We start from the raw sequence: 25,385 nt of genomic DNA, 5'->3' as shown, positions 1-25,385 counted from the left end.
GCAGCTTTGGCCAGGTTTTATTAGCCATCAATCATAAGAACCAGTATGAAAGCCATTCAAATTATAATTTTTAGCAGTCCCTTGCTGAGTTCAATTTTGGCTGTATCTTTAATCATTTTAATTGCGTTGTTTTTTCATTCCTCTAGTTATAAGAAAATTTCTTATTATTACCAAAAAGGATTTGCCATTTTCTTTTTATTCCTCTCGCCGGCTTTAGAGGGAAGACCCCCATTAAATTACTTGCACCCAACCAAGCTGGCCGAAACAAACAAAACAAATATGCATTACCTCTGGATTCCTTTCATGGCCTTTTGTTTTATTATTTTATTTTCCAGAATCCAGCACTTCTTGAAATATTCAATTAGTATATTTTCCTTACTTTTATCAAAAAATCCATGTTTTTGGATTTACGCCACGCTTCCCTTTTTCTCAATCTTTTGGTCAGAAACTCCTGATATTGCATTCGCTCACTTTCTAGCTTATATATTAATTACGCCGGTTGCGGTTTACTTGGCTGTGCAATATGATTGGCAAGACTTGGCCCGGTTTGTGCGGTGGAGCCATATCATGATAGGGGTGGGAAGTTACATCCACCAACGACCTGGGAGCGTGGTTGACTGGTCGGGTTTAACAAAATCCAAAAATAAGCTGGGTGGTATTATGTGTTTATCCACTGCCTTTTGGTATGTGAATTACTCCCAGGCTGTGCAGAGCAAGGCAGGACGCTGGTTGTCTCTTTTGATGACTTTAGTTTCATTTTATTTAATGAGAACTGGCAAATCTGGCGGAGCACTGGTTGCCGTCATTTTATTAATCGGAATGGTCTTATCTTTGGGTTTTATCAAGCAGTTGAGTTTTCAATGGGCTTTTGCTTGTATCGCTTCGTTTATTATCGTTAGTATTGCCGCAACTATTATAATTACCGATAACTTAGAAGCAATTATTGTTGAAGGTCTGGGAAAAGATATGACCTTAACCGGACGCACAGAATTTTGGCCGCAAATCTTCGCCCGTGTTGTCGAAAAACGCCTATTAACAGGTTTTGGATACTATAGTTTTTGGCAGCCAGAGCTAGGAATTAACAATCCTGCTAAAGGAATATTTACCACAACCGGCTTTATCCCACCCCATTCACATAATGGCTATTTAGAAATTCTAGTTTATTTCGGATTGCTGGGTCTAGCTTTGTTTACAATTTCTTTCGTAATTAATCTTGTGATGGCAGTTCAGTATTTAATCAAGGAAAGACTGGAGCTTTCAGCAATTCCGATGATATTTTTAATGTATTTAACGCTAAATAATATCACAGAAACCACAATCATTGAACCAACAAATGTTTGGGTGTATTATGTAATGCTGACAGTACGTTTGAGCCTAGACACTTCCTTCAATAATACAACGGCGACCTCTAAACCCAAGAGAACGGAACGACTCAAGCAATCTTTTTCGTAATTAAGACTCAATTTTTTGGTAAGGGATATAACAAGTGCAAGGTTTTCACCTTGGTTGGGTTAACCGGCAGAGAGTGGTTAAGTTGAGCTTTTAAGATTTTTGTTAAAGTCCAGTGCTTAAACAAAGCTCGATGAGAGTTATTATTAAGGTGCGTGCGATTTTGTCAAATGAATGAAAAATAAAATTGCCAAGAGCATCGGAATATTTTTCTTAACTCTTTCTATTTTTTGGGCGATTGGGAGCCACGTTCAAGAAGGAAATTCTGCCAATTGCCCTGTCTTGCAAATTTCTAGAAATACAGCCGGTGAATCCGTTGAAATTTCCAACAGTAAACGAAGCGAAATTTATCTGAACGGCGTTTGGCAATTTATGCCGGCACTCGGCGGATCGCAGCAATTGCCACCGCAAGAGGGGTGGGGTTCTATCTGGGTTCCGGGAGATTGGCAGCGCGAAAACCACCCCTCAGTACCCGGACTTATTTCACGGGGAACCGGCACCGCATGGCAAAACTTCAACGGCAAACAACTCTCAAAAGCCTGGTATCAAAGCACCATCAGCATCCCCGCCCAATGGCAAGGACGAACGATCCTGCTTGACCTCACGCGCCTCAGCACCGATGCCGAAGTTTATGTGAATAATATCCAGTGCGGTCAAATTCAGTGGCCCTATGGCGTAGCAGACATCACCACAGCAGTTAAACCGGGTAGCAGTGCGGTTTTGAGCCTATTAGTAACCGCTGCCGCCGATGAAAAAGAAAAAGCCGTAATTATGGGGCCAAATGAAATTTATACAACTGAAAGCAAGCTAGAATCACGGGGATTAATTGGCGAAGTGCGGTTACTAAGCCGGCCTGCAAAATCCCATATTAGTGACGTATTTGTGCAACCTTCCACGCGAACTAATCAAGTTAAATTAGACATAGAACTTACCGATATTAAGGAAGCCGGCAAAACTGAAATTATCGCCCAAATGCTCGATGAAAAAGGCAAGATTGAGCGAGAATTCACCGGCAGCACAAACGTCACAGCTAAACCCACCCAAACCGTGCAAATCGCCTGGGACTGGCCCGATCCGCGACTCTGGGACGTTGGCCGGCCTAACCTTTACACCTTGCGGCTGCAAGTTCGCGGCAGTGGCATTGAGGATGAATATGATCAGGAATTTGGCTTCCGCGAATTTTGGATAGAAGGGCGGAAATTTTACTTAAACGGCACAGAATTACGCCTGCGACCGATTCTTTACAGCGACGAATGGGCCACCAGCATCCCCGAAGTTGCAGATCGAATGATCGACAGCTACCTCTGGGCCGGCTTCAATATCGCTGAACTATGGCCTTGGAACCATAATGAACGCGGCAGATGGCACTTTCGAGAACTGGTTGCCGGTCGCGCTGATCAAAAAGGGTTTCCCCTGATCGGGCCGGCATTAGATATGACAAACCTTACTTGGTCTGGTAAGTGGAAAAACCCAGAAAATAGGGAACGCTGGGAACAGCAAATGCTGGCAGAATTGCGCCGGTATCGCAACCATCCCTCAATTTTATTGTGGGGAAGCAACCCTAACTTTTTCGGATATAACGATGATCAAAACCCACGCCGTATTGGTAAAAAAAAGGTAGAAGGAACCCTCGGAAAAGAAGCAGATCGGCGTTTTCAGGAAATCTTTCCTGTTGGCGAAGCAGTGGTTGCCACGATTAAAAAGCACGATCCCACCCGTCCCGTCCTCGTTCACCAAGGGGCAGCCGTTGGCGATGTTTACGCTTTAAACTGCTACTTAAATATGATTCCCCTGCAAGAACGGGAAGAGTGGCTTTCTCACTGGACACAGCAGGGAGATATGCCTTACATGGCTGTGGAATTTGGCACACCCCTGCACACAACAATGATGCGAGGTCGCAAGGGTTTTGGCAATGCAATTCTCAGCGAACCCCTGATGACCGAGTTCAGCGCGATTTACTTGGGTAAAGAAGCTTACGAATTAGAAACTCCCGCTTATCAGGCGAAAATTCGTGAGTTATTTGTGGGGGATGGCGAGTATAAAAGTTGGCATTTTAATCCGCAACTTGATTTCGCACCGGCATTCCAAAAGTTGCAGCAGTTATTCATTACAAATACCTGGCGCAGTTGGCGCACCTTTGGCATGACAGGCGGGATGATTCCCTGGAACAATGGCCACGGGTGGCAGGTTTCAGATGCCGGCAAACAAAAAATGGATATTGGCCCTTTTAAACCCGGACGGCGTGGCCCTTACTTGCAGCAGGTGCCAAAGTCGTTATGGCACGCTTTCCAGATGGAAGCGAATACAATTCACCCAGCCGGCATTGCGCTATTAGAAAACAATGGCCCAACCTTGGCTTGGATCGCCGGTTCTGAGCCGGCTTTTACGGCAAAAGACCATAGTTTTAAGGTGGGGGAAACCTTGCAAAAGCAAGTGGTGTTGATTAACGATCTTCGGGAAAAGCAAACGTTTTCCTTTGAGTGGCAGGTGACGGTTAAGGGGCAAAAGGTGGGAAGTGGCCAAAATCAGGGCAGTATTGAGCCGGCACAAACGCTATTTTTTCCCCTAATAGTGGATTTGCCAAAAACCCTGGCTACAGAAAAAGTGGATGGAGAAATTCGCCTCATTGCTCGGATTGGCAGCCGGCAGCATCAAGACCGTTTTGATTTCCGGGTTTTCACTTCGTCTTTAGCCACCGGCAAAGGAGAAATTGCGGTATTCGATCCTGCCGGCAAAACCACTCAAATGCTGCAACAGATGGGTTACACCGTTGTGCCGTGGGCCGGTTCTGACACTCCCCAGCTTTTAGTAATCGGTCGTGAAGCATTATCCAGTGAGGAAAAGCGGCCAGGAAACTTAGAAGCCTTTGTCCGCAATGGTGGCAGAGCAATTATTTTTGCTCAAAACCCGGAATGGTTGCAGCGTACAGGACTGCGCGTTTCTCCCCATCTCAGCCGGCGCGTCTTCCCGGTTGATGAAACGCATCCGGTGGTAGCGGGATTAGATAAGTTCGATCTGCGGGACTGGCGGGGCGAAAGTTCCCTCGTTGAAGCGTATCCTGACACCACTCAAGGAGGCATGAGGCTGAGTCCCAGCGGGTTGCCGTGGTATGGTTGGCACTGGGGAAATCGGGGCGCAGTGAGTTCTGTGCCGGTGGAAAAGCCACATCACAGTTCTTGGCGTCCGATTTTGGAGTCGGAGTTTGATCTGGCTTATACGCCAATGATGGAACTTGATTATGGCAAAGGCCGGCTAATTTGGAATGGGTTAGACCTCGAAGATCATTATGCTGTAGATGCGCCGGCGGCGAAACTCGCTCAGCAAATTATCGAATACGCCCAGACAGCGCCGTTGTCTCCCAAGGCAAACAAAGTAATTTTAATTGGCAGCGAAGCGGATGCGGCTAAACTGGATGCGCTGGGTGCGATTTACCGGCAAGCAGATTCACTAGATACTAAGGCGAATTTAGTGATTATTGGTTCGGAGGCGAAGGTTAAAGATGAGGATTTGCAAACTTATTTAAATGCCGGTGGCAAAGTATTTTTCTTGCCGGCAGCCAAACCCGCTAATACTTTGGGGGTGCAAGTGCAGGAGGTGAAAAACTTCGGCGGTTCCCTTGAGGTTCCCAATTGGCCAGAAGTTCGCGGCATCAGTGCTTCTGATTTGCGCTGGCGTTCTTTCCACGACGCTTGGTTAATAGAATCTGGCGGTGAAGTGGCAGCCAATGGTTTATTAAGTCGCGTGGTTGCCGGCAAAGGAGTGGCGATTTTCTCGCAAATCAACCCCGACGCGTTAGAGGCAGATACAAATACTTATTTTCGGTATAGTCGGTGGCGGCAAACGCGGGCAATCTCCCAGATCCTTGCCAATATGGGAACCAGTTTTAAAGCAGACAGGCAAATTTTCAAGCCGGTGAATAACCTCAATCGCTTCTATCACCCCGATTATCGAACAGATTTCGAGCAAGGCGATGATCCCTATCGTTATTACCGTTGGTAAAGCCGGTGATTTAATCACGCCAAGCCGGTAATGGCTGAGTTTAATGCTGTTTTGACAACCTGTGAACAATCATCAGCCGGTTGTCAATGACATAAAGAACGTTAAGAGTACCTTTTATTGCCACAATAACAAATTGGTGAGGCGCTTTTTTCCCTTTTTGGTTGATTTAACTGCGCCAAAGCTAGTTTTGCTTTTTCTAATCGGGACAACGGAATTGACAAAAGTGGCGACATCATTGTTATTTTTGCTATATTAAGCTTTTAGCTTTCGCAGCAAATTTGAGAATCATCAAAAAAAGACACTCTATATATTTATACGAACGAGCAAATAGATATTATGCAGATGGAATATGAAATTTCTAAAATATTTCTTTCCTGGTTAAAAGCGATCGCATCGTGTTGCTGTGAGGCGCTGTGGTGGGGCTGTAGGAATTTCCGATAACTGTGAGAGGTGTGATGTGGTCATATTGAAGTGGAGAATTATTGGCGGTGGCTGGTGCGGCGGCGTATGAACTGTAGTGGCGTGGACGTGTAGTGCGGTCGTGTTGCAGTGGAGAATTTTGGCGATGGCAGAGTGCGGCTATGTGTGGGGGTATGGTGCTAGCGTGGTGGCTGGAGCCGAGTCAGGAGGGAGAATTAACTTTTCCCACCTATAACAAAACCCCTCTCAAGGTATCCTGGAAGGGCTAATAAAAGTAATAGGGAGTAGGATACCCTATTTTTTTTGACTGCTAGTTTAAATTCCCTGCTTGTTCAACAACTTTCTTTAACTCTTCAAAGGTGATACTACCGTCTTTATCTCCGTACATACTTAGCAACTGTTGGGGGCTACTGATACCTGTTTCTGCTGAGATGATTGCACTTAAGCCTGGGCTTATAAAAAGCTCATTTATGGAAACTTTACCATCAAGATCAGTATCCAAGGTATTAAAAAGAGATTGAAGCTCTTGCTCGGTTGCCATGATTTTTCTATTTGAATTGATTTTTCAATATAATATCTCAAAATCTTGACAAAGACGCAAGAACAGTTAGGAAAAACTTAATCACTTATTCCTATATCGCATATTACGGAGAGACATCATGTAGGAATCCACCGTTTATCGTTCGATACCGAGAGAGGCTGAGGAAGAAAGAAATCGGGCGATCGCTATCAATCTCTTGCTTAGAGGAGTGGCGATCAATATTATTGCCCCTTCCACAGCCTTATCGATTGAGGAAGTTCAACAACTTCAGCAGCAACTGAATGAGTCTTCACAAAATTAGCCTGAACTTTGTGGCGATCTCGCCATAACAATGCAGATTAACGGACTGGAATGTGTGCAAACATCAACGTTCTCAATTCAAACGTGACTCGCGAGCGAGAGTTTAGGAGAATCGTGGCCGATAGAATTATGGCAGGAAAGACGTATCGGGTCTGTCTTGTGGCTGACAACACGCCAACGGGTGCAGGGCGTTGGGTCACTTGCCAAGATCTTAGAGCTTTGGTTCCATCGTCTGGGCAATTGATCCTCATCAACTTGCAACAGGCATCGCTACAATTCTTACGCTCTAATCCCTAATTGTAGCCAGTAGTAGGATGGGCATTAGCTCATCCTACCGACCTGTGGAATATCATAGAGAAGTCCACAGAAGCCGAATCGCGATCGGGAGTCAACCTATGCAAGCAATCCTGTTGAGCAGTGAAGAAGTTGCGAAACGCGCCTACCAAATCTACGAGGGTGGAATTCGTCAAAAGGTTGAGGCAGAGGAAAATATTGGCAAAATGGTCATCATCAACATTGAGACAGGTGACTATGAAGTTGATGAAACGGGGCTACAAGCAGCGCGAAACCTCTATGCAAAGCATCCGTATGCAAGGCTCTTTGGAATCCGCATCGGCTATAATGTGGCGGCTTCTTTCGGTGGTGTGATGGAGCGGGTGAGCAGTGATTTCCGGTATTGTGGTTGATAGGCACGCGATCGTCTCGTTGACATTTCTCTTGGTGAATGGCGCAACTTTCCCAATCGAGTTTGTTATAGATACAGGTTTTACGGATCACCTTTGCCTACCACCAGAAGCAGTAAACTTGCTGAGGCTTCCATTCCTATATAATCTGCCGGCAAACTTGGCAGATAACAGTTCAGTTTTTCTTCCCGTTCATCAAGCAACAATCCTTTGGGATAGAGTGGAACGAGATGTTCGTGTATTTGCTACTGGGCGACGACCTTTAATTGGTACTGCTCTGCTCAATGAACAAGAACTAATGATTCAGTTTACGGAAGGTGGGTTGGTGACGATCGACGAGTTGTAAACGCCTATCGAGCGTGACGCAGCGCAGGCTAACAACGCAGTGGAGCGGACGGTAATATGGGGCAACTTTTAAGGCTGACAGCCAAATTTTCAAGCCGGTGAATAACCTCAATCGCTTGTATCACCCTGATTATCGAACAGATTTCGAGCAAGGGGATGATCCCTATCGCTATTACCGTTGGTAAAAGCCGGTGATTTCAACCCCGCAGCCTAAACTCATCGACTGTTTACTCCTTCGCGGAATAAAATTACCTCACTTTCTCTGCCACTCTCCCTCTCAGCACTCCCCCACCTCCGGCCAGTCTGTGCCATCCTAGATTTTAGGACTCAAACGCTGAGTCTCGTTACCCTCACGACACAAACCAACATGGTCAAGACGATTCGCTTAGATCCCCTTGCCTACGAAGCCGCAGTTCAAACCAATACCAACATCCTCTCAGCATTGCTAGCGCACGAACTAAACGTGCTGAAAGAATGTGGGGGTCGGGGGATGTGTGCCACCTGCCATGTTTTCATCAAACAGGGGATGGACAGCCTCTCTCCCATGAACCGGCGGGAACAGCGAACCCTAGAAATTATTACCAGATCTCAAACAAACTCTCGCCTCGCCTGTCAGGCACGAGTCATGGATGAAGGGGTAGTTGTGGAAGTCCCCACGGGGATGTACATCAACGCAATTCAAGATGTTAACGCCCTCATTGGTCGCCGCGCCGAACAAGATTTGCTCCACCCGATTACCGGCCAGGTTGTTGTGGAAGCCGGCAAGTTAATTACTCGTTCCATCATTACCCAACTAGAAGAAACTCGCTTCCAAGTTGGGGAATATCTCGTTCACACGCGAGATGCTTAAAAACGGCTACAATCGCTGGGATTTTAGATTGTAATTTTCATCTAAAATCATTTAACGCTCTGGTGTTGCAGGAAGTGATTTATGTTAAGCAAACTGACCCGCTTGAGTGTGGCAGCGGATGGTCGTTATGCTACGGCTGCTGAATTGCAGTTTTTGAAAGATTATTTTAAGACGTTTAATTTGCGCTTAAATGCTTACAAAAAAATTCAAGCGGCTGAAGCAGAAATTCTTCGGAAAGTACAAGCAAAAGTTCTGTCAATTGACCCAAATTTATTTCGCAGTGGTTCCGAGGATGCGACGGCTAAATGGCGACTCGACACGGTGCGGGTTTTGCGATACACGTCTGCTGCTTTGTTAACCAATGATATCGACCGGCTGCGGAACGGCTTTATTCTTTGGTTCCACTCTATTCTGCGTGCGCTGGAGGCGGATCGCAGTGCGAATATTACTTATCAAGTGATGCTTGAGGTGATTAAGCAGTATTTAACGCCTGAAGAAGCGGCGATTTTTTCTCCTATTTGGGAATTACACCGGCTCAAAAAATAATCTTGCAAAACTAAATGCATTTATTCTATGTTGTTAGCTCTGAAGATGAGCTTCAGAGATTATTAATACTTTGCAAAGATTATTTTTAACCGCAGATTCCGCAGGTGAAACCCGAATGTGCTACGCTCGTCATAGGAGTTCCACCTGCGTCCGCAGATAAACGCAGATGGAGAGCATTTTACTGAAATTAACTAAGTGTAGATAACCTCAGTAAAATATTTCTGTTTTTAATAAACTGCTCTTTTCAGTCGCACAAAAGAGCCAGGATTTTGTCGTGATTGTGCCCTTCTGCAACCCAAGCTTCTGCCGGCTTGAGACGTTCTGTTAAGCCAATAATAAATCGATTGGTTTCTGCACCCATTGATTCGCAGGTTGTTTGTAAGGCGTGGATATCTCGACTTGTGAGCTGACTGAAAAAGGCACTTAAGATGCCGGCTTCTAAAAAACACGCGGGACGATCGGTTTTGGGTGCGCTTTCCGCAAAAGGAGAGTTACTAATTCTCACTTCTAGAAATCCCTGCTGATAATAGGTTTGGTCAAATTCAAACGTTCCCCAACCCAGGGTTTTCCAGCACTGTTGGAAGCATTGAAGAAATTCAACCATTTCCATTTCAGCTAAAGGCTTGCCGTAGTATTCACTGACTTCTTCACAAAAACGAACGTAGAAGTTTTTGCCCCACCAGCGACCACAGTTAAACAGCACCAAGCGTGCGGCTTGGCCGGTTTCTTGTTCAAGACCTTGGTAAATTGCCTTTATTAAAGTATCTGGTAAAGCTAGGAAACGATCGCCTCGACGATTTTCTAACAAACCCAGCTCAAGATCGCCGCGAATATAGGTAGCGGGGGCAAAGTAATTTCCAGGGAGGCGTTTGGACTCAAGTAAATCAGCGATCGCAATCATGTTAATAATTAATTGTTAGCTAGAATTTTCAATTTTTCAAAATTCAAAATCGTAAATTCTGAATTTTTCAGGACGAAATCAAGACTCTGTACCCTGTAAAAGGGCGGTCTGAGCTTGGGTTAAATACGGCTGCAACAAAGCTAGTGCCTGGGGAGATAGCAATCCCGTCAAACGCTCTTGTAGCAGTTGATAGAGCTTTGTTTCAACGGCCATCCTTTGGTGAGTTTGCACTAAGCCTTTGAGCCAGTCAAGCAGATTTTGTTGTAAAAAATCTCGGTCATTCAAAAGCATTGCCATCGCACAGTGACGCAAGATTAGCAGCCAATTCTTTAAGGATCGCTCTAAGATTTCTTGGTTAGTATCGGGAAATGCTTTGATTAGTTGATCGGCAACGGGTTGGAAAATGGCGACTTCTTGCTCTCGCAGGAGTTCATAAGTTTTTAAGCTTTGAGCGAGGGAAATTGCATAATGCTTAAAGCTGTCAAGTTCTTCTGGCTTTAAGTATCGGCTTTCTGCCTGGTCAAGTAAAGCTTCAATCTTGGGATGCATCGGTTTACACTGATTAGAAAAGGTTAAAAAATGAAGGATGAAAGGAAAATTGGGCGCGTTGATGAAAACTTTTTTCCGTTTTCCTTCCGGTTACAAATGTTCGTTAAAACAAATCCACGAGATCCGCTAATGTGGTTTCTGCCGGCTCAGAAGGTGTTTTCACCGGCACGCTGACAGATGGCTTTGGCAGCGAACCGACTGCCGGCTTTCCATCCCAAGGTAATGCCCGGAAAAATTCTGCCACCGGCACAGTTAAAGGCAGGGGCTGGCCGTCTTGTTGCGCGTCTTGAAACGCTAGGGGTTGACCTTGCCAATTACAATTGCTAAAAAATTCTTGAACTGACTGTTGCAACCAATCAGAATGAACGGTAAAAAATGAAGTGTCAGTCGGAGAATCTTTAGGTTGTTTTTTCTTGCCGGTCGCCTTTCCTTGCCCGGAAGTTTTAGCGGTCATTTTAGTCTCTCTCCATCCAGCAAACGCTTCTGAATATCGCGGGCAGTAGCTCCTTCATTCAGCCAGAAAGATGCGGCATCAATTCGATCTTTATTTCCTAGCAAAAACTTACAGTAGGTTTCTCCCATTGAATAACACTGAATTTCAATGCAGTTGAGAGGTTTTTTTACCAGACTGCTAAAGAAACCGGCAAACAGGCCGGCATAAAGATAACAAACGGGTTTACCGACATCTCCTAATGTGCGAGCCACCGCTGAATCAAAAAGATTAATAAAGATAAATCCCTGCTTGCGATCACTCATGTCTACCTCCCACCGACCCCATCCCTGAGCCGTGAAAGGCCACCACCAAGTTTCTAACAAAAACATTAAATTAGAACTGTGGATATCTCGTTCAAATTCCTTTTCAAACCACTCTCGAAAAACGACGGCATCCTTGGCTCCCCATTCGCAACCAATGGTGTACATGATGACGCCAGAAGCGTTGCCCACTTCTTCTTCTAAACCTTCTTGCAAGCCGATAATAAAGTCTTCACTGGTGAAAATATTTCGGCTGTCATTCCAGTCAGTAATGATGCCAGATTGGGGCTGCATCTGAAAAAAATCCTGAAACCCATAATGGTTATGTTTTTTAGGATACTTGCCTTTCTGGGAGTGTTTTTGGCCAGATGTCTGGGGCGCGGATGAGGCGGGTGTGAGCGCAAACTCCCTGTTAGCGGGGGTGGCCATGTATGGACTCCTTGTTGGGTAACGGTTCCAGTGGGTTGAGCGTTAAATTTGGTGGCCGGAAAAGTGACTGCTCCAACTTCAGTTTATTCTCCCACAATGTCTTGTACAAGGCAGACTTGGGAAGGGGCGAAGCGTCGCACAGTCGGCATCTTTTCGGGGCAACGCGCTGCCGGTACCAGGCGGGTGAGCAGTTATACCGGCACCTTGATGCAGTCGAGACGTTGCAGCCAACATCTCTAGACTAACTAATAAAAAGTTGCCGGTTAACTGTGCAAAATTTAAGTTTTTTGACGGAAACTGATACCCTATCTGTGCTATGTTTTGGGCACGCAATCTAGTACGGATTTCAAGCATCTGTGGTGAAAAATCAGGCTTGCATCGCAATTGGTATTAACCAATATCAGTTCTTCCAGCCTTTAAGCTACGCCCAGCAGGATGCACAGGCGTTAGGAAATTTCTTGGTGGGTGAAGCTCGTTTGCCGGCAGAGCGGTGTGTGTTGCTCACAGACACTTCGCCACCGGCAGATGAACACTCAACCTATCCGAGTAAAGAAAATATTCTGGCATGGCTGGATCGGCAGTGTCGGGAGCAAGTGCAACCGGGTGATTTATTGTGGTGCTTTTTCAGCGGCTATGGGATGAGCTGGGAAGGTCAAGATTTCTTGATGCCAGCAGAAGGCGACCCCACGGATATCCCCACCACTGGCATCCCCATGCGAGAGCTGTTCGCCACGCTAAAGGCAGCGCCGGCAGAGATGGTATTGGTGGTGCTGGATATGAACCGCGCTTCCAGTATGCGAAGCAATGATGCCATCGGCACTGAGACGGTGGAATTGGCCAAACGCTTGGAAATTCCGACGCTGCTTTCTTGCCGGCCTGGTCAATTTTCCCGCGAAGTGAGTGCGCTGCATCACGGCTTGTTTACCGCAGCGCTTCTAGAAGGTTTGCGCTATAACCGCTGCGTCGATCTCGACAGTTTGGAACGCTATCTCAACCACCGCTTGCCAGAATTGAGTGAACACCACTGGCTGCCGGTGCAGGAACCGCTGATGGTGGTCAACCCGCGTGAAAAAATCCACCAGGTAATTTGGCCGCAAAATGACGCTGTCACCGCCAGTAAGGCCGCCGCCAGCGGGTTTTCATCTTCCAGCGAACCCCACCTCGGCAATGGCTTTGTGACGCCTTCGGTGGAGTATTCCCCACTTAGCGGCAATGGGTTTAATGGGAGTCGTCACGAACCGGGTAATTTTGCGCTGCCGCCGGATGTTCCCTTAAAATCTGCTGGTGCGGGTTCGGAGATGGGAAAACCGGCTGCTGAGCCGGCTGATACTGCACCCGTACTATCGGACAATTCCTCGGAAACTCCCAAATCTCAAGAGCCGGTGTCGTCCCAAAAATGGTTGCTGTGGGGAGGTGCGGCGGCGTTTGTGTTGCTGTTGGGTGTGGCGGTGAGTCGGGTGGCAATTGTGAACCTATCAACACCGGAGACTAGCTCAATGGTGGCCGGCAGCGATCAAGCAAACCAGCCGGCAGCCGCGCCGAAAGAGACCTCTTCCGCTGCTCAAAAGCCGCAGGCGGCAGCGCCACCCGCTCAGCCGGTGCCAAGTCAAACGCTTCTCGATAAGGCAATTCTGACCATTCAGCCGGTTCAAGCCTCGCATTTTAGTTCGGCGATCGTCACTGCCGGCCAGATACCCCCCAGTGATCCACTCTACGCGGAAGCGCAGCAGAATATTGAGCGCTGGGGTGGGGTGATTTTGGATATTGCCCTCGGACGCGCTAAGCAGGGAAACTTTCAGGGAGCGATCGCAGCAGCTAAGCTTGTGCCGCAAGATCGGCCAGAATTAAACGCTCAAGCGCAAAAGCTGATCGGTCAATGGCAACAGCTATTTAAAATGCAGCAGGCAAATCAGAAGTTGCTGACTACGGCTGCCGGCTCGATCCGTCGGGGACAGCTTGATTCTTACACCCTGGCGATCGCCACTGCCGGTCAAATTCCTGCCGGCCAACCGAAATACGGGGAAGCTCAGAAATTAATCGCGCGGTGGAGTGCAGCGATCTTTAATGAAATTGCCCTGTATCGAGCGGCACGGGGTCGATTCAGCGCGGCGATTGAAGCTGCCAATTTAGTGCCGGCTTCTACCCCAACTTATGCGAAAGCTCAGAAAGCGATCACCCAGTGGAAACAAAAAGTGAAGCGATAAAAGATCAGGCATGGGGGATGAGTCAGAAGTTATCTTCAATTCTCATCCCTTGAGGTTGGCGCAGCCTTGCCTCATGCCGGCTATTTTATTTCAGGGGAATTTCAATCCAAAATTCTGTTCCCTTGTTGGGTTGGGAAACACATTTAAAATTCCCGCCGTGTTTTTCCACAACAATTTGATAGCTAATTGCTAAGCCAATTCCCGTGCCTTTACCAACTGCTTTTGTGGTGAAGAAAGGATCGAACACTTGATGCTGTAATTCTTCAGGAACACCAGGGCCATTGTCGGCAATTCGGATCGCCACAAATTTGGACTTTTCCTCACTTCCCTTTCTGGGATTTGCAGTTAGTAGAGAAGTGCTAATTGTAATTTGACTTGGATTTGCTCGCATCTGCGCCAGTGAGCGATGTTTATCATACTCTTCTAAGGCGTCAATTGCATTGGCTAAAACATTCATAAATACTTGGTTTAGCTGGCCGGCATAACAGTCTATCAGTGGCAGTTCGCCATATTCTTTAATGATCTGAATGTTAGGCCGGTCTGGTTTCGGTTTGAGCCGGTTGCTCAAAATTAGCAGCGTACTATCTAACCCATCGTGAATATTCACCGGCTTCATTTCGGCTTCATCAACGCGGGAAAATGTTCTCAGGGACTGCACAATCGAGCGGATGCGTTCAGCCCCCACTTTCATCGATTTTAACAGTTTGGGTAGGTCTTCAATCACAAACTTTAAATCCCGGAGTTCACTTTCCTCCTGAATTTCAGGCACCGATTGGGGATAGTGTTTTGTATAAAGATTTAAAAGCTCGACCAAGTCTTGGGTGTATTTATCTGCATGAGTCAGATTTCCGTAGATAAAGTTAACCGGGTTATTGATTTCATGCGCCACACCGGCTACCAGTTGGCCGAGAGAAGACATTTTTTCAGTTTGAACCAGTTGAGTTTGAGTACGTTTCAGTTCATCTAAAGTAATTTCTAACTGGTTCGCTTTTTCTCGCTCTTTTGATTCTGATTCTTGCAAAGCTTCATTTAATTTTGCAAGTTCATCGGCTTTGCGTAGCACAATTTTAATCATGCCGTTTCTAAGTTCTAGTGCCGCCTCAATTTCACACTTTTTCCACGGTAAAGATTTGAATTTAACCGTTTCTTGCCACAGCTTAAACGATCCCCTAGGCGAGAGGCGCAATGTTCCATCATTTGCCACTTCAACTGCTTTGCTGGGATTGCCGGCCCAATTTACAGTTTGAATTTCTTCCGGTCGAAACCAGAGGACGTAATTATTTTGTGTCTGAGAAATAGAAATCGCCAGTAACCCACTCGCTGTGTCTTTAAACGCTTCTGCTTCTGGATAAACTTGGGCTAAAGAATCTGTATAAATAATTTCTTCAGTAAAGTTTTTTGGCAGCCAAGCGAGCAAGCGATTGAGCTCCTCTGCTGCCGGCGTTTCACCCATGAGCCTGCATTCACCCCCCAAACATACAGCAGCGCCTTGAGCGCTCACTAAGTCCAGCAAATTTGGAGATTCTTCGTTACACAATCCCTCAACAAACTTACTTTCAAGGGACATCCTCTCAATCAGCTTCGCAGTGATCGATTTTAAGGCTATTTTATAATCGTAATCTTCATTTTCTTCTTTAGCTGATAAATCTAAAGACATCACTTGTCCTAGAAACTCACAAGCTTTCCGCACCTCATAACAAACGTACTTAGGTGATTGATGATGACACGCAATCAGTCCCCAGAGTTTCTGCCCTTTCATTAAGGATATAGACATGGAAGCGCTAACGCCCATATTGTTCAAATACTCTATATGAATGGGCGAAACGCTTCTGAGAACAGAATAGCTTAAATCAAGGGGGTTTTTAGTAATCGGATTATTTTTGGGAATAATTTCCGCCGGCGAATAATTTACATTTGCGATTAATCTTAGCCAGTTGGAACAATAGAGAAGTCTGGCTTGTTTGGGAATATCAGATACCGGGTAGTGCAACCCTAAAAAAGGAGGCAAGCTCTCTTGTTTATCTTCAGCAATGATTTCGCCATTTCCTTCTTCATCGAATTTATAGACCATGACTCGGTCAAACCCGCTAATTTCTCGCACTTCTCTGACAATGATTTGGCACAGGTTATGCAGATTTGACGCGCTTTGAATTTTAGTTGATGAGTCTCTGACCAAATTATAAAAACTAAAAAAACTATTTTCTGGTTTATAGGAAATTGGCTCCAATTCAAGAATTACACAACCATCTACCCGATGAGCGATGCCATCAAAATACAGAGTTTTATAGGGAAGAATAGCTGATACTTTAAAGGGATTGACTGTTTTTAATTCGGGCTGAGATAAGATTTTTTTTAAATCTTCTACTTGAGATTTACCTAATAAAAAGCTTAAATTTTGATTAATTAATTGCTGACTGGGAACGTTGAAAAATTGTAAAGTATTATTGCTAACTTGTAAGATTTCTAAATTGGGTTCTTGTAAGACAAAAAGAACCCCATGAGGCTGAATAGCTCCCGGAATTTGAATGGGTTCTCTATCACAATTCGTTAAATCAACTTTTTGTGAGGTTTCAAGTTGGCGGCCACTCATATTCTTAACTGCTCCTCGTATAACTTGTGTAAAAGTGTGCTACAATCACCGGCATCACCCCAATTGTTGCAAACCGGCAGCGTTCATAGAAATAACGGGACTGACGCTACAAATCAACAGACAATCTCCAGTAATTTTAAATCCCGGCACTACCAGCAACTCATTTGGCGTCGCCCATTTTCCTGCTTCTTTACCTGATGTAGCTAAACTCCCCCCACCGACACCCGTCATTCCCTGATTTGATAAAACTTATAAGTCTATTGTGTTCTTCTGAAATCAGAAGTGACCTCTGTAAGAATAAGTATAAAAGATTTAAGAAAAATTTGCCTGTGTGGGATTCAATGAGCACAATCTCAGAGGTTGCCTCAGCAGGGAATCTTAAACTCCTTTAGTTCAGCAAATATACTGAAATAATGCTTTGAGCGTTGATGCCGGCGCAACCACAAGCTGTTTCTTCCTTAATTTTAACCCGAATTATTTAGGGTCGATAGGAATTTCAATCCAAAATTCTGTCCCTTCGCCGGCATCAGAGACACATTTGAGGGTGCCGCCGTGGTTCTCAACAACGATTTGATAGCTGATAGATAACCCCATCCCCGTTGCTCCCTTGGCTTGTTTTGTGGTAAAAAAGGGATCAAAAATACGCTGACGCAAGGCTGCCGGCATTCCAGGGCGATTATCGCAAATGCGAATCACAACCGAGCGAGTCTGGTGAGCATTTCCCCCATCCCCTAGCGACGTGTGAATTGAGATCCTGCGCTGGGAAGAGACTGTTTCCAATGAGTCAATGGCATTGCTGAGAATATTCATAAATACCTGATTCATTTGGGCGGCAAAGCACTTCACCGGCGGCAAATCGCCCTATTCTTTAACCACCTCAATCCCCGCCCGCTGAGTCTTCGCCTTCAGCCGGTGTTGCAAGAGCAATAGGGCAATGTCAATGCCTTCATGAATATTCACCGGCTTCTTCTGATCTTGATCTACGTTAGAAAATTTCAGCAGCGACAACACCAGCGCTAGACGTTCTGCCCCCACTTCATAGAAACAATGGCTTCCTAATCTCGTGCGCTACACCGGCAACCAACTGCCCCCGATTTGCTAATTTTTCCGTTGGCATCATCCGTTGAGTTTGCTGCAAATACTGCAACCTCTGAGCGAGTTTTTCTGCTTGATGCCTGGTTTGCGCGAGTAATCGGGTTTGTTAACAGTCATTTCAATTAAATTCATGGCAGAAACAGTCTGATGTGCTCTCAACCTCTGGGATCTCCTGACTCAAAGTTACTACCTACTTAGACATATTTATGAAGATAGTTGCCATTTAAATTTGTTTGATTTATTTTTGCAATTCACCTGTTTTCATCAAAGGTTGTATCCCTTTAAACAGTGAAATAAATGTAAAATTTATTTATATAAATAAATTTTAAAAAACAGACAAATCCAAGACAAGTGAAGGGCGGGCACACAAGGTTCCCTTTTTTAGTCAAAGCCATTTTGTCAGACATTTGCAGAGTTCACGAACCACACCCCTAGTTAGGAATATTTTTCAGCGCAGTTTCACGTTTTGTTATTATTGAATTTCCGGTTTTTAGGACATCAATTAAAGTCGCGAATTTTATAAGCAGTAATTAGAGAAAAACTGGCATTTGTAGAGAGACTTGAAAGTCCCTTCAAAATACCAGTTAGACAAATAATAACTACATTTACCCCAAACTTGTTAAAAAACGGATTCAACTTTTTGTTGAGAAAGCATTGGCGTGTGTAGCACCGGAATTTCTATCCAGAACTGGGTGCCTTGCCCCGATTGGGATGTACACCTGAACACGCCGCCATGTTTCTCCACAACAATTTGCCGGCTAATTGATAATCCAATCCCCGTACCTTTACCGGCATCCTTCGTAGTAAAGAACGGGTCAAAGATTCGATCTCTTACGGATTCTGGCATTCCCGGCCCATTGTCAGCAATGCAGATTGCCACAAATTGAGAATTAGAGGCTGATCCTTGCGTTTCTCCACCTCCTTCTCCCATGTCCCCACTCTTGAGAAAAGTAGAAATCGTAATTTGATTAGGAGTCGCTTCCATTTCCGCTTGAGATCGAAGCTTGTCATACTCATCTAAAGCGTCAATCGCATTGCTAAGGACGTTCATAAATACTTGATTTAACTGGCCGGCATAGCACTCTACAAGCGGCAATGGCGCATACTCCTTGATGATTTGAATCGCTGGCCGGTCTGAACGAGCTTTGACACGGTGGTGCAGAATTAACAGAGTGCTGTCAATGCCTTCATGAATATCCACCGGCTTCATTTCTGACTGATCGATTCGGGAAAAATTGCGTAAAGACAAGACAATCTGGCGGATGCGATCGGCCCCCAGTTGCATTGAGGACAACATTTTAGGCAGATCCTCAAGGATAAAATCTAGTTCCACCTGTTCCATCAAATCGAGAATTTCTACATTTGGGTTTGGGTAATGTTGCTGATAAGTCTCTAACAACTCCAGCAAATCTCGCGTGTATTGTGTGGTGTGAAGCAGGTTGCCGGTGATGAAGTTAACCGGATTGTTAATTTCGTGCGCCACGCCGGCAACTAACTGACCCAAAGAAGACATTTTCTCACTTTGAACGAGTTGGGTTTGCATTTGCTGAACTTCTTCAAGCGCCACAGCCAACTGTTGAGCTTGAGCATTTGCAGAAATGGCTGATAGCAGACTTTGTTGGTACAGTTCCGCTTGCTGAATTGCCAATGCCGCTTGAATTGCTAAATGTTGCAGCAACTCCACTTCTGCCGGCTGCCAATTACGCGGTTCCTGACACTGGTGAGCAATCAGTAATCCCCACAACTTTGAATCTATATGAATCGGGACAATCAAATTCGCTTGAATTTGAAGACTCTCTAAAAACTCCCGGTGACAGGAACTAATCTCTTCTAACTCGACATTATTAATTGCCCGCGTCTTTCCCTTCAGGTAGAGTCTGGCACAATCATCGGGAATGCACTCACTCGCAGCTTGGATGCCTAAAACCGAACGCCAATTGCCCCTGACTTCTTCAACAGTCACTTCCCCACTGCCATTGGAATTTAGCTGGTAAATTACCACCCGATCTGCATTTAATAGATTTCGCACTTCTCGCACAATGGTTTGGAGAATAGTTTCTAAATCCAGTGTGCTGCGGATTTGCTCGGTCACTTGTTGGACAACTTTCGTATAGTCTAAAGACTGCTGGAGTTGGGCCGTACGCTCTAAAACTTGACGCTCCAGGTTAGCATTTAAAGCCCGCACTTCTTGGTATAAAAGATACTGCTGAATTGCCATTGCAAAATGAACACCTAACCCTTGAGCCAGTTCAATTTCTTCAGCCGTCCACTCTTGAGACTGACCTTTTTTCAACTCTCGCCAGACTTCAAAAGAGTGTCTGGGAAGCATTTGTTTCTGGTTAGTATCAAAGCATCCCGCCCACAACCGTTCTGTATCAATTTCATTGCGAAAAATACTCAAAATTCCCAAAAACTGCTGTCGGTAATATAGGGGGACGACTAGCAACCCCCGAATTGCAGTGGGCTGAAATGCCGGCGTTAAAACACGGAACTGTGATTCTTTATAGAGATCCGAAAGTGCCCAAATGTTGGGATTACTTTGCCCAGATGCTTGTGGATGAGTGGGTTTAAAACCGGCTCTAATCCATTGCTGCCACAGGGGATGTTCTTCAAGCAGCCCATTGTTTCCTAGCTTTGAAAGCGCCGGTTGCTCGCCGCAGGTAAACAGTTTAGCCGTACAAGCAAAAGATGTATTACTTTGTGATGCGTACTCTGGCGTGATGTAAATCCTGCCACCGGCTCCTTGAAAGGCAGCGACGGCTGCTTCTAACGCGGCTTCTAGTTGAATGCTCGGCTGAGCGTGGAGAAGGGCGGAAATTTGGTTAATCGTCGCTTCTCGTGCTTGCTTTTCGCGAGCTTGACTGAGCAGAATTGAATGCGTGATGGCGATTGAGACTTGATCGGCAATTTGCTGAAGCACCTGTAACTGTTGCTCAGAAATCTCTAAAGTTTCCGAGTGATGGGAGACGAGCAATCCCCAAAGCCTATCACCATCCACGATCGGCACCACAACAGACGACTGCACGCCCATTGCCGTTAGATAGGCGGCATGACAAGGATCGAGCGATTGATAACGGATATTTTCAGCTTCCAAGAATTTGCCGGTTTCGATGCAATCCAACGGGCTTAAACCGATCTGCTGCTGCCCGACATTCACAATTGAGCGCACACGCGCCGTGCGAAACAACTCGCGAGCGTTAGGGGGAATGTCATCGGCTGGAAAATTCAGCCCTAATAGGGATGGCAAGCGATTGTTATAAATTGATTCGGCAATAACTTCTCCACTCTCATCTCTATGAAAGCGATAGATTTTCACCCGATCTGTATTTAAAAATGCTCGCACTTCGGCGACGGTTGCCGTTAAAACTTCTTGTAAATCTAAAGACTCGCGTATTCGGTGGGTGATTCGGTAAAGTAAAATTTCCCGATCTAGACGCTCTTGAAGTAATTCTGTATTATCTGTGAAATTCATCTTTTTTATCCGCGAAGCTTCATTGATTCGGTAATTACCAGATTGTGTATTTTTTACCAACTCAGGCATGAGTAAGATTCTGGGAACAGTGTTTTAAAAATAGACAAAAAGTGAGTCAAGTTAACTATTTATTAAGATAAGTTAACAAAGACAGAAGTTCGCCTGAAGAAGTCGGGGGGATCGTCAAAGGTGGATCTTACCTCGATGGTTCTAAAAGATGCTTAGCTGGAAGTCTGCTCTCTCATCAGGCCAACATTTAAGTTTTCGGGGTGAAGTTCAAGCAACCGGATATTCTGGACTTTACAATTGAGTTTCAAAGTATGGGCCACTTCGACTGAAGGGCAAATCGCGCTGTGAATTTTTGAACCGGCTTTGGGAAAGATAGATTTGGCACAAGCGTGAAAAGTGTAAGTTTTTCTTTTATTTTATAATTTTTCCTCCTGCCTTGTAAAAAGTTAGAGCCGGTGAATATGCAAATTATTATAATCTCAGTTTAACTGGCTGCCAAATGCTGCCGAATTTGCTGGCGCACACTCATCAAAATTTTGCCTAAATGATTTTGGCCGGTTTTATCAGCGCCACAACCCCAGTAGCAATCCGTCGGCGAATCTTCTACAATCTCTGCGTCGCCGGTGGCTAGCAACAAGGCTTGGATATCGGCATGAGTGAGAAATTTGGTTAATACGGCTTCTCGCATAATCATATATTTGGTAGATTCCCAGTCGGGGCGAAGTTTGCGATTTTTATTGCGCCCGATTGCAGCGGCTTCTTCTGGTGTCGCAGCGCTATGAATTAAGGGGATAATAAATTCATCTTCGCTGCCGGCAAATTTTTGCGCTTGATAGTAATGCTCTACAGTTCGCCAGTCTTTGCCGGCTAAGTGAATTCCGTGGGGAGAAAAGTTTGAAAAGCACCCGTAAGCATCGCCAGCTTTGTAAAAATAAATGATCATACTAATTTTAGATTTTAGATTTTAGATGCGCCTGTCAAATTGAAAGCAGGGGTGAGCGCTGAAATTAGAAAAAGATATTCGGAAGGTTTTGATTTTGACCGCCGAGGGTAAAAGCTGGTAAAATTCATAAGTTGATTGAGTTTGAGCTTATGGTAAATTCATTCAGACTTGAGAAGAATCAACCGGATAGGATGTTGCCGAGTCGTTTGCCACAACTCCAATTTATATGATGCCTTTAAATGGCGGCAGAGAGTTTGCCGATTTAAATTCAATCGCAATGGGCAAACATGAGCGAGCTTTGATGATGTCTGCTGGGACTTTTGAAAAAACAAACCTTGGCTGGCAAATTCAGCAATTCCAACAACAGGTGGGAGAGTGGCTGGCATTGCAATTTTCTAAATTATTCTCCAATCTCCCGGAGGTAAATTGGCCATCTACGGCGCTTGAGTGGGGCTGGCTATATTGGTTATTTAACGGGTTATTCTGGATATTAGTGGGTTTGCTGGTGAGCTGGCTGGTTTTGCAACTGTTAGGGCAATGGCCGGCACTCCTCGATACATTCCACTTACGACGCAGAAATGGAAACATCGAGCCGGCAGCCAAAGCTGATCGCCCCTTAACGGCGGATCTGTGGCTGGTGCAAGCGCAAGAATTTCAGCGGCAAGGGAACTACCGGCAAGCTTGTCGAGCACTTTATATGGCAATGTTGCAGCGCTTAAACGACACGGGTGTGGTTCCGGGCGAACCCAGCCGCACCGATGGGGAATACCGGCAATTATTGCAGCAGCAGTCGGGACAAGTCCAGCCCTATCAAGTTCTGATCGCAACTCACGAGGATCAGTGTTTTGGTGATGCAGATGCAACACTTGATGACTTTAACCGATGCCAGCAAGCTTATCGAGAGATAAAGCCGTGAGACAACTTTCAAAGCGTCGGTTGTGGATGCTGGGGGCGATCGCCATTGCGGTAATAGCGCTGCTCACCTTATTTTTAGCACCGAGTACCAGCCAGCAAAGCGCCGGTTCTACTTACAGCCGATCTCCAGATGGCTACGGCGCTTGGTACGCTTTTATGGAAAAACGGGGAACGCCGGTTCAGCGTTGGAAAAAACCCTTAGCAGATTTACCGGAATTTTCCACTCAAGCTTCAGAATTGATTATTGAAGAACAGGGGGAAAAATCTCAATTTCAAAATTCTATCACCCTGTTGCAAGTTAACAGCCAAATGAGTGGGGAAAAGATTAGCAAAAAAGAGAAACAATGGATTGAAAAAGGCAATACGCTGGTAATTTTGGGAGTTCCCAGTGGAATAACAGAAGCCGCTTTTACAACACTGCAAAAATCTGCGGTTGGCCCAGTTAAGATTGAAACGCGACGCCGAAAACTCAGAGAGCCAAAAAATCAGCCCTATCTGCCGGCACAACAAGAAGGAAACATCGCTGAACCTCTTCTGGGCGATGGCTTCGGGGCAGTCGTTTGGCAACAAAAAGTAGGCAAAGGCCGGCTAATTTTGGCGGCGACGCCCCATCTAGCAGCTAATGCCTATCAAGATGAGCCAGGAAATTATCAATTTCTGGCACAGTTGCTGACTCAAGAGAATAATAAAATATGGGTAGATGAATATATCCACGGCTACCAAGAATTATCAGGGGATGAAGGTAAAAAAGCCCAGCAAAGCCTGTTGAGTTATTTGGCAAACACACCTTTGTTTCCTGTCATCCTGCAAACGGTAATTGTGCTGGTGATCGCGATTTGGGCTGCAAACCGGCGATTTGGAGTGCCTCGATCTTTAGAGGTGCCGGTGGTTGACAACAGCGAGGCGTACATTAAAGCCACTGCCGGCATTTTGGAAAAAGCAAACAGCAGTGAATTTGTCCTCGATATTGTAGGCAAAGAAGAACAGATTCAGTTGCAAAAAGCTTTAGGATTAGGGCCGGCATTGCTTGAACCCGATTCTCTGATCACTGCTTGGGTGCAGCAAACGGGACAACCGCCGGTTGAACTTGAAAAACTTCTCCATCTGCATTCTCAAAAGCGGCGAATTCGTGAGAAAGAGTTGCTAATTTGGTTGAGCAAATGGCAAACAATCCGTCGAAATTTGGGCTAAAATAAGCCGCGATTAGGAAATAAAATTTCCGGATTACCCAATTTCCTGATCCTTCTTCTTTCCAATTTATTTAATAACTAATCACTGTTAGAGATTTAATGAGCGACACAAACACGGTATTTACACGCCTAAGCCAAACCCTCAACCAGATCGTTGTCGGTCAATCAACACTGGTGCAGCAGTTGCTAGTAGCAATGCTTGCCGGAGGTCATGTAATTTTAGAAGGGGTGCCAGGAACCGGCAAAACGCTTTTAGCTCAAGTCCTTGCCAGATTGGTGCAAGCAGATTTCCGGCGAATTCAGCTAACGCCAGATATTTTGCCGGCAGATATTTTAGGGACAAATATTTTTGATCTCAACACCCGAAATTTTACTTTAAAAAAAGGGCCGGTTTTCACTCAAGTATTATTGGCTGATGAAATTAACCGAACACCCCCAAAAACCCAAGCAGCACTCTTAGAAGCAATGGAGGAACAGCAGGTCACTTTGGATGGGGAAAGTATGCCGTTACCGGAGCTATTTTGGGTGATGGCCACGCAAAATTCTTTAGAATTTGAAGGGACTTATCCCCTGCCAGAAGCGCAGTTAGATCGGTTTTTATTTAAGCTGATTGTCGGTTATCCAGAGGCGGCAGCAGAAAAGCAAATGTTGCTCAATTCTCAAGCCGGTTCGCCGTCGAGACGTTTTGATTTAGGACGTTTAAAACCTTTGGCAACGGTGGAACAAGTTTTGCAAGCGCGTCAAGCAGTGAGAGCGATTAAAGTTGCAGATAATGTGATGGATTATCTATTAAATTTGGTACAGCGTTCGCGACAGCATCCTGATTTAGCGTTGGGTGCATCTCCCCGTTCTGCTGTGGCTTGGTTACAGGCAAGTAAAGCTCATGCTTGGCTAAATGATCGCGATTTTGTAACTCCAGATAATATTAAGGCAATTGCTGCACCTTTGTTGCGTCACCGGCTGATTTTAAAGCCTGAAGCGCAGTTAGATGGGTTGCAGGTTGATGCGGTTGTCAGCACCCTGTTAAATCAGGTGCCGGTGCCTAGATGAGTGCTTTTTTAGTCCTGAGTGCTGAGTTCTGAGTTCTGAGTTGGGAGTGAGAAGTGGGAGTAGGGAGTGAGAAGTGGGAGTTGGAAGTAGAGAGTTTTGAGTGAGAAGTGGGAGTAGGGAGTGAGAAGTGGGAGTAGGGAGTTCTGATTTTC

The 25,385-nt window shown here is 45.5% G+C and carries 22 protein-coding genes; 11 read left to right on the top strand and 11 right to left on the bottom strand.

The features are described 5' to 3' along the window. Positions 1–45 precede the first annotated feature (45 nt). Both H6F73_RS03535 and H6F73_RS03530 read left to right on the top strand, forming a co-directional pair. Positions 46–1,452 (top strand): O-antigen ligase family protein, encoded by a 1,407-nt coding sequence (locus H6F73_RS03535; protein ID WP_190757428.1) that lies wholly within the window; start codon positions 46–48, stop codon positions 1,450–1,452. Between the two features lie 171 nt (positions 1,453–1,623). Beyond that, positions 1,624–5,448 (top strand): glycoside hydrolase family 2 TIM barrel-domain containing protein, encoded by a 3,825-nt coding sequence (locus H6F73_RS03530; RefSeq protein ID WP_190757427.1) that lies wholly within the window; start codon positions 1,624–1,626, stop codon positions 5,446–5,448. A 730-nt stretch (positions 5,449–6,178) separates the two neighbouring features. Here H6F73_RS03530 and H6F73_RS03525 read toward each other — a convergent pair. Beyond that, a complete protein-coding gene (locus H6F73_RS03525; RefSeq protein ID WP_190757426.1) occupies positions 6,179–6,409 on the bottom strand; it encodes an EF-hand domain-containing protein in 231 nt (76 codons plus the stop codon). Between the two features lie 695 nt (positions 6,410–7,104). On the opposite strand from H6F73_RS03525, the gene H6F73_RS03520 reads away from it, so the two are divergent. The 4 genes from H6F73_RS03520 to H6F73_RS03505 all read left to right on the top strand — a co-directional run bounded on the left by H6F73_RS03520 (position 7,105) and on the right by H6F73_RS03505 (position 9,133). Next, entirely contained in the window at positions 7,105–7,395 is a 291-nt protein-coding gene (locus H6F73_RS03520) for a hypothetical protein (RefSeq protein WP_190757425.1), read from the top strand. Further along, on the top strand, positions 7,388–7,738 hold the full coding sequence (locus H6F73_RS03515; RefSeq protein ID WP_347239467.1) for a clan AA aspartic protease: 351 nt from the start codon (positions 7,388–7,390) through the stop codon (positions 7,736–7,738). The genes H6F73_RS03520 and H6F73_RS03515 overlap by 8 nt, the downstream gene beginning before the upstream one ends. 366 nt (positions 7,739–8,104) lie before the next feature. Continuing rightward, positions 8,105–8,587 (top strand): 2Fe-2S iron-sulfur cluster-binding protein, encoded by a 483-nt coding sequence (locus tag H6F73_RS03510; RefSeq protein WP_190757423.1) that lies wholly within the window; start codon positions 8,105–8,107, stop codon positions 8,585–8,587. Positions 8,588–8,668: 81 nt separating this feature from the next. Beyond that, positions 8,669–9,133 carry a phycobilisome protein gene (locus H6F73_RS03505; protein ID WP_190757422.1) on the top strand — a complete coding sequence of 155 codons (465 nt, stop codon included), beginning with the start codon at positions 8,669–8,671 and terminating at the stop codon, positions 9,131–9,133. 244 nt (positions 9,134–9,377) lie between these two features. On the opposite strand, the gene H6F73_RS03500 is transcribed toward H6F73_RS03505, so the two are convergent. The 4 genes from H6F73_RS03500 to H6F73_RS03485 form a co-directional block, all read right to left on the bottom strand. After that, positions 9,378–10,034 carry a V4R domain-containing protein gene (locus H6F73_RS03500; protein WP_190757421.1) on the bottom strand — a complete coding sequence of 219 codons (657 nt, stop codon included), beginning with the start codon at positions 10,032–10,034 and terminating at the stop codon, positions 9,378–9,380. A gap of 78 nt (positions 10,035–10,112) precedes the next feature. Continuing rightward, on the bottom strand, positions 10,113–10,583 hold the full coding sequence (locus H6F73_RS03495; protein WP_190757420.1) for a phycobilisome protein: 471 nt from the start codon (positions 10,581–10,583) through the stop codon (positions 10,113–10,115). A 103-nt stretch (positions 10,584–10,686) separates the two neighbouring features. Continuing rightward, entirely contained in the window at positions 10,687–11,037 is a 351-nt protein-coding gene (locus H6F73_RS03490; RefSeq protein WP_242072316.1) for a hypothetical protein, read from the bottom strand. Next, positions 11,034–11,765 (bottom strand): V4R domain-containing protein, encoded by a 732-nt coding sequence (locus H6F73_RS03485; protein ID WP_190757419.1) that lies wholly within the window; start codon positions 11,763–11,765, stop codon positions 11,034–11,036. Before H6F73_RS03485 ends, H6F73_RS03490 begins: the two co-directional genes overlap by 4 nt. A 63-nt stretch (positions 11,766–11,828) precedes the next feature. On the opposite strand from H6F73_RS03485, the gene H6F73_RS03480 reads away from it, so the two are divergent. Together H6F73_RS03480 and H6F73_RS03475 are read left to right on the top strand one after the other, a co-directional pair. Next, complete coding sequence (locus tag H6F73_RS03480) at positions 11,829–12,005, top strand: hypothetical protein (protein ID WP_190757418.1); 177 nt, start codon at positions 11,829–11,831, stop codon at positions 12,003–12,005. Between the two features lie 116 nt (positions 12,006–12,121). Further along, positions 12,122–13,969, top strand: coding sequence for a peptidase C14 (locus H6F73_RS03475; protein ID WP_347239466.1), 1,848 nt, complete (start codon positions 12,122–12,124; stop codon positions 13,967–13,969). An 85-nt stretch (positions 13,970–14,054) separates the two neighbouring features. Here H6F73_RS03475 and H6F73_RS03470 read toward each other — a convergent pair whose 3' ends face one another. From H6F73_RS03470 to H6F73_RS03450, 6 genes are all read right to left on the bottom strand, one after another. Then, positions 14,055–16,559: an ATP-binding protein gene (locus H6F73_RS03470; protein WP_190757417.1), complete on the bottom strand. Its 2,505-nt coding sequence runs from the start codon at positions 16,557–16,559 to the stop codon at positions 14,055–14,057. Between the two features lie 54 nt (positions 16,560–16,613). Further along, a complete protein-coding gene (locus H6F73_RS03465; protein ID WP_190757416.1) occupies positions 16,614–16,790 on the bottom strand; it encodes a hypothetical protein in 177 nt (58 codons plus the stop codon). A gap of 243 nt (positions 16,791–17,033) precedes the next feature. After that, complete coding sequence (locus H6F73_RS26340) at positions 17,034–17,384, bottom strand: ATP-binding protein (RefSeq protein ID WP_242072315.1); 351 nt, start codon at positions 17,382–17,384, stop codon at positions 17,034–17,036. Between the two features lie 36 nt (positions 17,385–17,420). Then, positions 17,421–17,594 carry a hypothetical protein gene (locus H6F73_RS26335; protein ID WP_242072314.1) on the bottom strand — a complete coding sequence of 58 codons (174 nt, stop codon included), beginning with the start codon at positions 17,592–17,594 and terminating at the stop codon, positions 17,421–17,423. Between the two features lie 679 nt (positions 17,595–18,273). Further along, positions 18,274–21,126, bottom strand: coding sequence for a GAF domain-containing protein (locus H6F73_RS03455; RefSeq protein ID WP_190757415.1), 2,853 nt, complete (start codon positions 21,124–21,126; stop codon positions 18,274–18,276). A gap of 493 nt (positions 21,127–21,619) precedes the next feature. After that, positions 21,620–22,078 (bottom strand): NADAR family protein, encoded by a 459-nt coding sequence (locus H6F73_RS03450; RefSeq protein WP_190757414.1) that lies wholly within the window; start codon positions 22,076–22,078, stop codon positions 21,620–21,622. Positions 22,079–22,304: 226 nt separating this feature from the next. On the opposite strand from H6F73_RS03450, the gene H6F73_RS03445 reads away from it, so the two are divergent. The 3 genes from H6F73_RS03445 (at position 22,305) to H6F73_RS03435 (ending at position 25,233) form a co-directional block, all read left to right on the top strand. Beyond that, complete coding sequence (locus H6F73_RS03445; protein ID WP_190757413.1) at positions 22,305–22,994, top strand: DUF4129 domain-containing protein; 690 nt, start codon at positions 22,305–22,307, stop codon at positions 22,992–22,994. After that, entirely contained in the window at positions 22,991–24,184 is a 1,194-nt protein-coding gene (locus H6F73_RS03440) for a DUF4350 domain-containing protein (protein WP_347239465.1), read from the top strand. The genes H6F73_RS03445 and H6F73_RS03440 overlap by 4 nt, the downstream gene beginning before the upstream one ends. Positions 24,185–24,282: 98 nt before the next feature. Beyond that, positions 24,283–25,233: a MoxR family ATPase gene (locus H6F73_RS03435; RefSeq protein ID WP_190757411.1), complete on the top strand. Its 951-nt coding sequence runs from the start codon at positions 24,283–24,285 to the stop codon at positions 25,231–25,233. Positions 25,234–25,385: the final 152 nt, after the last annotated feature.

The sequence above is a fragment of the Microcoleus sp. FACHB-68 genome (genome assembly GCF_014695715.1).
In the GTDB taxonomy this organism is placed as follows: Bacteria; Cyanobacteriota; Cyanobacteriia; order Cyanobacteriales; family Oscillatoriaceae; genus FACHB-68.
Note: the sequence above shows the minus strand (reverse complement) of the source record. Positions and strands in the feature narration are given on the sequence as shown.

Excerpts from the sequence above, each read along its gene's own strand:
- H6F73_RS03535 (WP_190757428.1), top strand. The coding sequence starts at position 46 with ATGAAAGCCATTCAAATTATAATTTTTAGCAGTCCCTTGCTGAGTTCA.
- H6F73_RS03530 (WP_190757427.1), top strand. The coding sequence starts at position 1,624 with ATGAAAAATAAAATTGCCAAGAGCATCGGAATATTTTTCTTAACTCTT.
- H6F73_RS03525 (WP_190757426.1), bottom strand. The coding sequence starts at position 6,409 with ATGGCAACCGAGCAAGAGCTTCAATCTCTTTTTAATACCTTGGATACT.
- H6F73_RS03520 (WP_190757425.1), top strand. The coding sequence starts at position 7,105 with ATGCAAGCAATCCTGTTGAGCAGTGAAGAAGTTGCGAAACGCGCCTAC.
- H6F73_RS03510 (WP_190757423.1), top strand. The coding sequence starts at position 8,105 with ATGGTCAAGACGATTCGCTTAGATCCCCTTGCCTACGAAGCCGCAGTT.
- H6F73_RS03505 (WP_190757422.1), top strand. The coding sequence starts at position 8,669 with ATGTTAAGCAAACTGACCCGCTTGAGTGTGGCAGCGGATGGTCGTTAT.
- H6F73_RS03500 (WP_190757421.1), bottom strand. The coding sequence starts at position 10,034 with ATGATTGCGATCGCTGATTTACTTGAGTCCAAACGCCTCCCTGGAAAT.
- H6F73_RS03495 (WP_190757420.1), bottom strand. The coding sequence starts at position 10,583 with ATGCATCCCAAGATTGAAGCTTTACTTGACCAGGCAGAAAGCCGATAC.
- H6F73_RS03490 (WP_242072316.1), bottom strand. The coding sequence starts at position 11,037 with ATGACCGCTAAAACTTCCGGGCAAGGAAAGGCGACCGGCAAGAAAAAA.
- H6F73_RS03485 (WP_190757419.1), bottom strand. The coding sequence starts at position 11,765 with ATGGCCACCCCCGCTAACAGGGAGTTTGCGCTCACACCCGCCTCATCC.
- H6F73_RS03470 (WP_190757417.1), bottom strand. The coding sequence starts at position 16,559 with ATGAGTGGCCGCCAACTTGAAACCTCACAAAAAGTTGATTTAACGAAT.
- H6F73_RS03465 (WP_190757416.1), bottom strand. The coding sequence starts at position 16,790 with ATGACGGGTGTCGGTGGGGGGAGTTTAGCTACATCAGGTAAAGAAGCA.
- H6F73_RS26340 (WP_242072315.1), bottom strand. The coding sequence starts at position 17,384 with ATGAATCAGGTATTTATGAATATTCTCAGCAATGCCATTGACTCATTG.
- H6F73_RS03455 (WP_190757415.1), bottom strand. The coding sequence starts at position 21,126 with ATGAATTTCACAGATAATACAGAATTACTTCAAGAGCGTCTAGATCGG.
- H6F73_RS03450 (WP_190757414.1), bottom strand. The coding sequence starts at position 22,078 with ATGATCATTTATTTTTACAAAGCTGGCGATGCTTACGGGTGCTTTTCA.
- H6F73_RS03445 (WP_190757413.1), top strand. The coding sequence starts at position 22,305 with ATGATGCCTTTAAATGGCGGCAGAGAGTTTGCCGATTTAAATTCAATC.
- H6F73_RS03435 (WP_190757411.1), top strand. The coding sequence starts at position 24,283 with ATGAGCGACACAAACACGGTATTTACACGCCTAAGCCAAACCCTCAAC.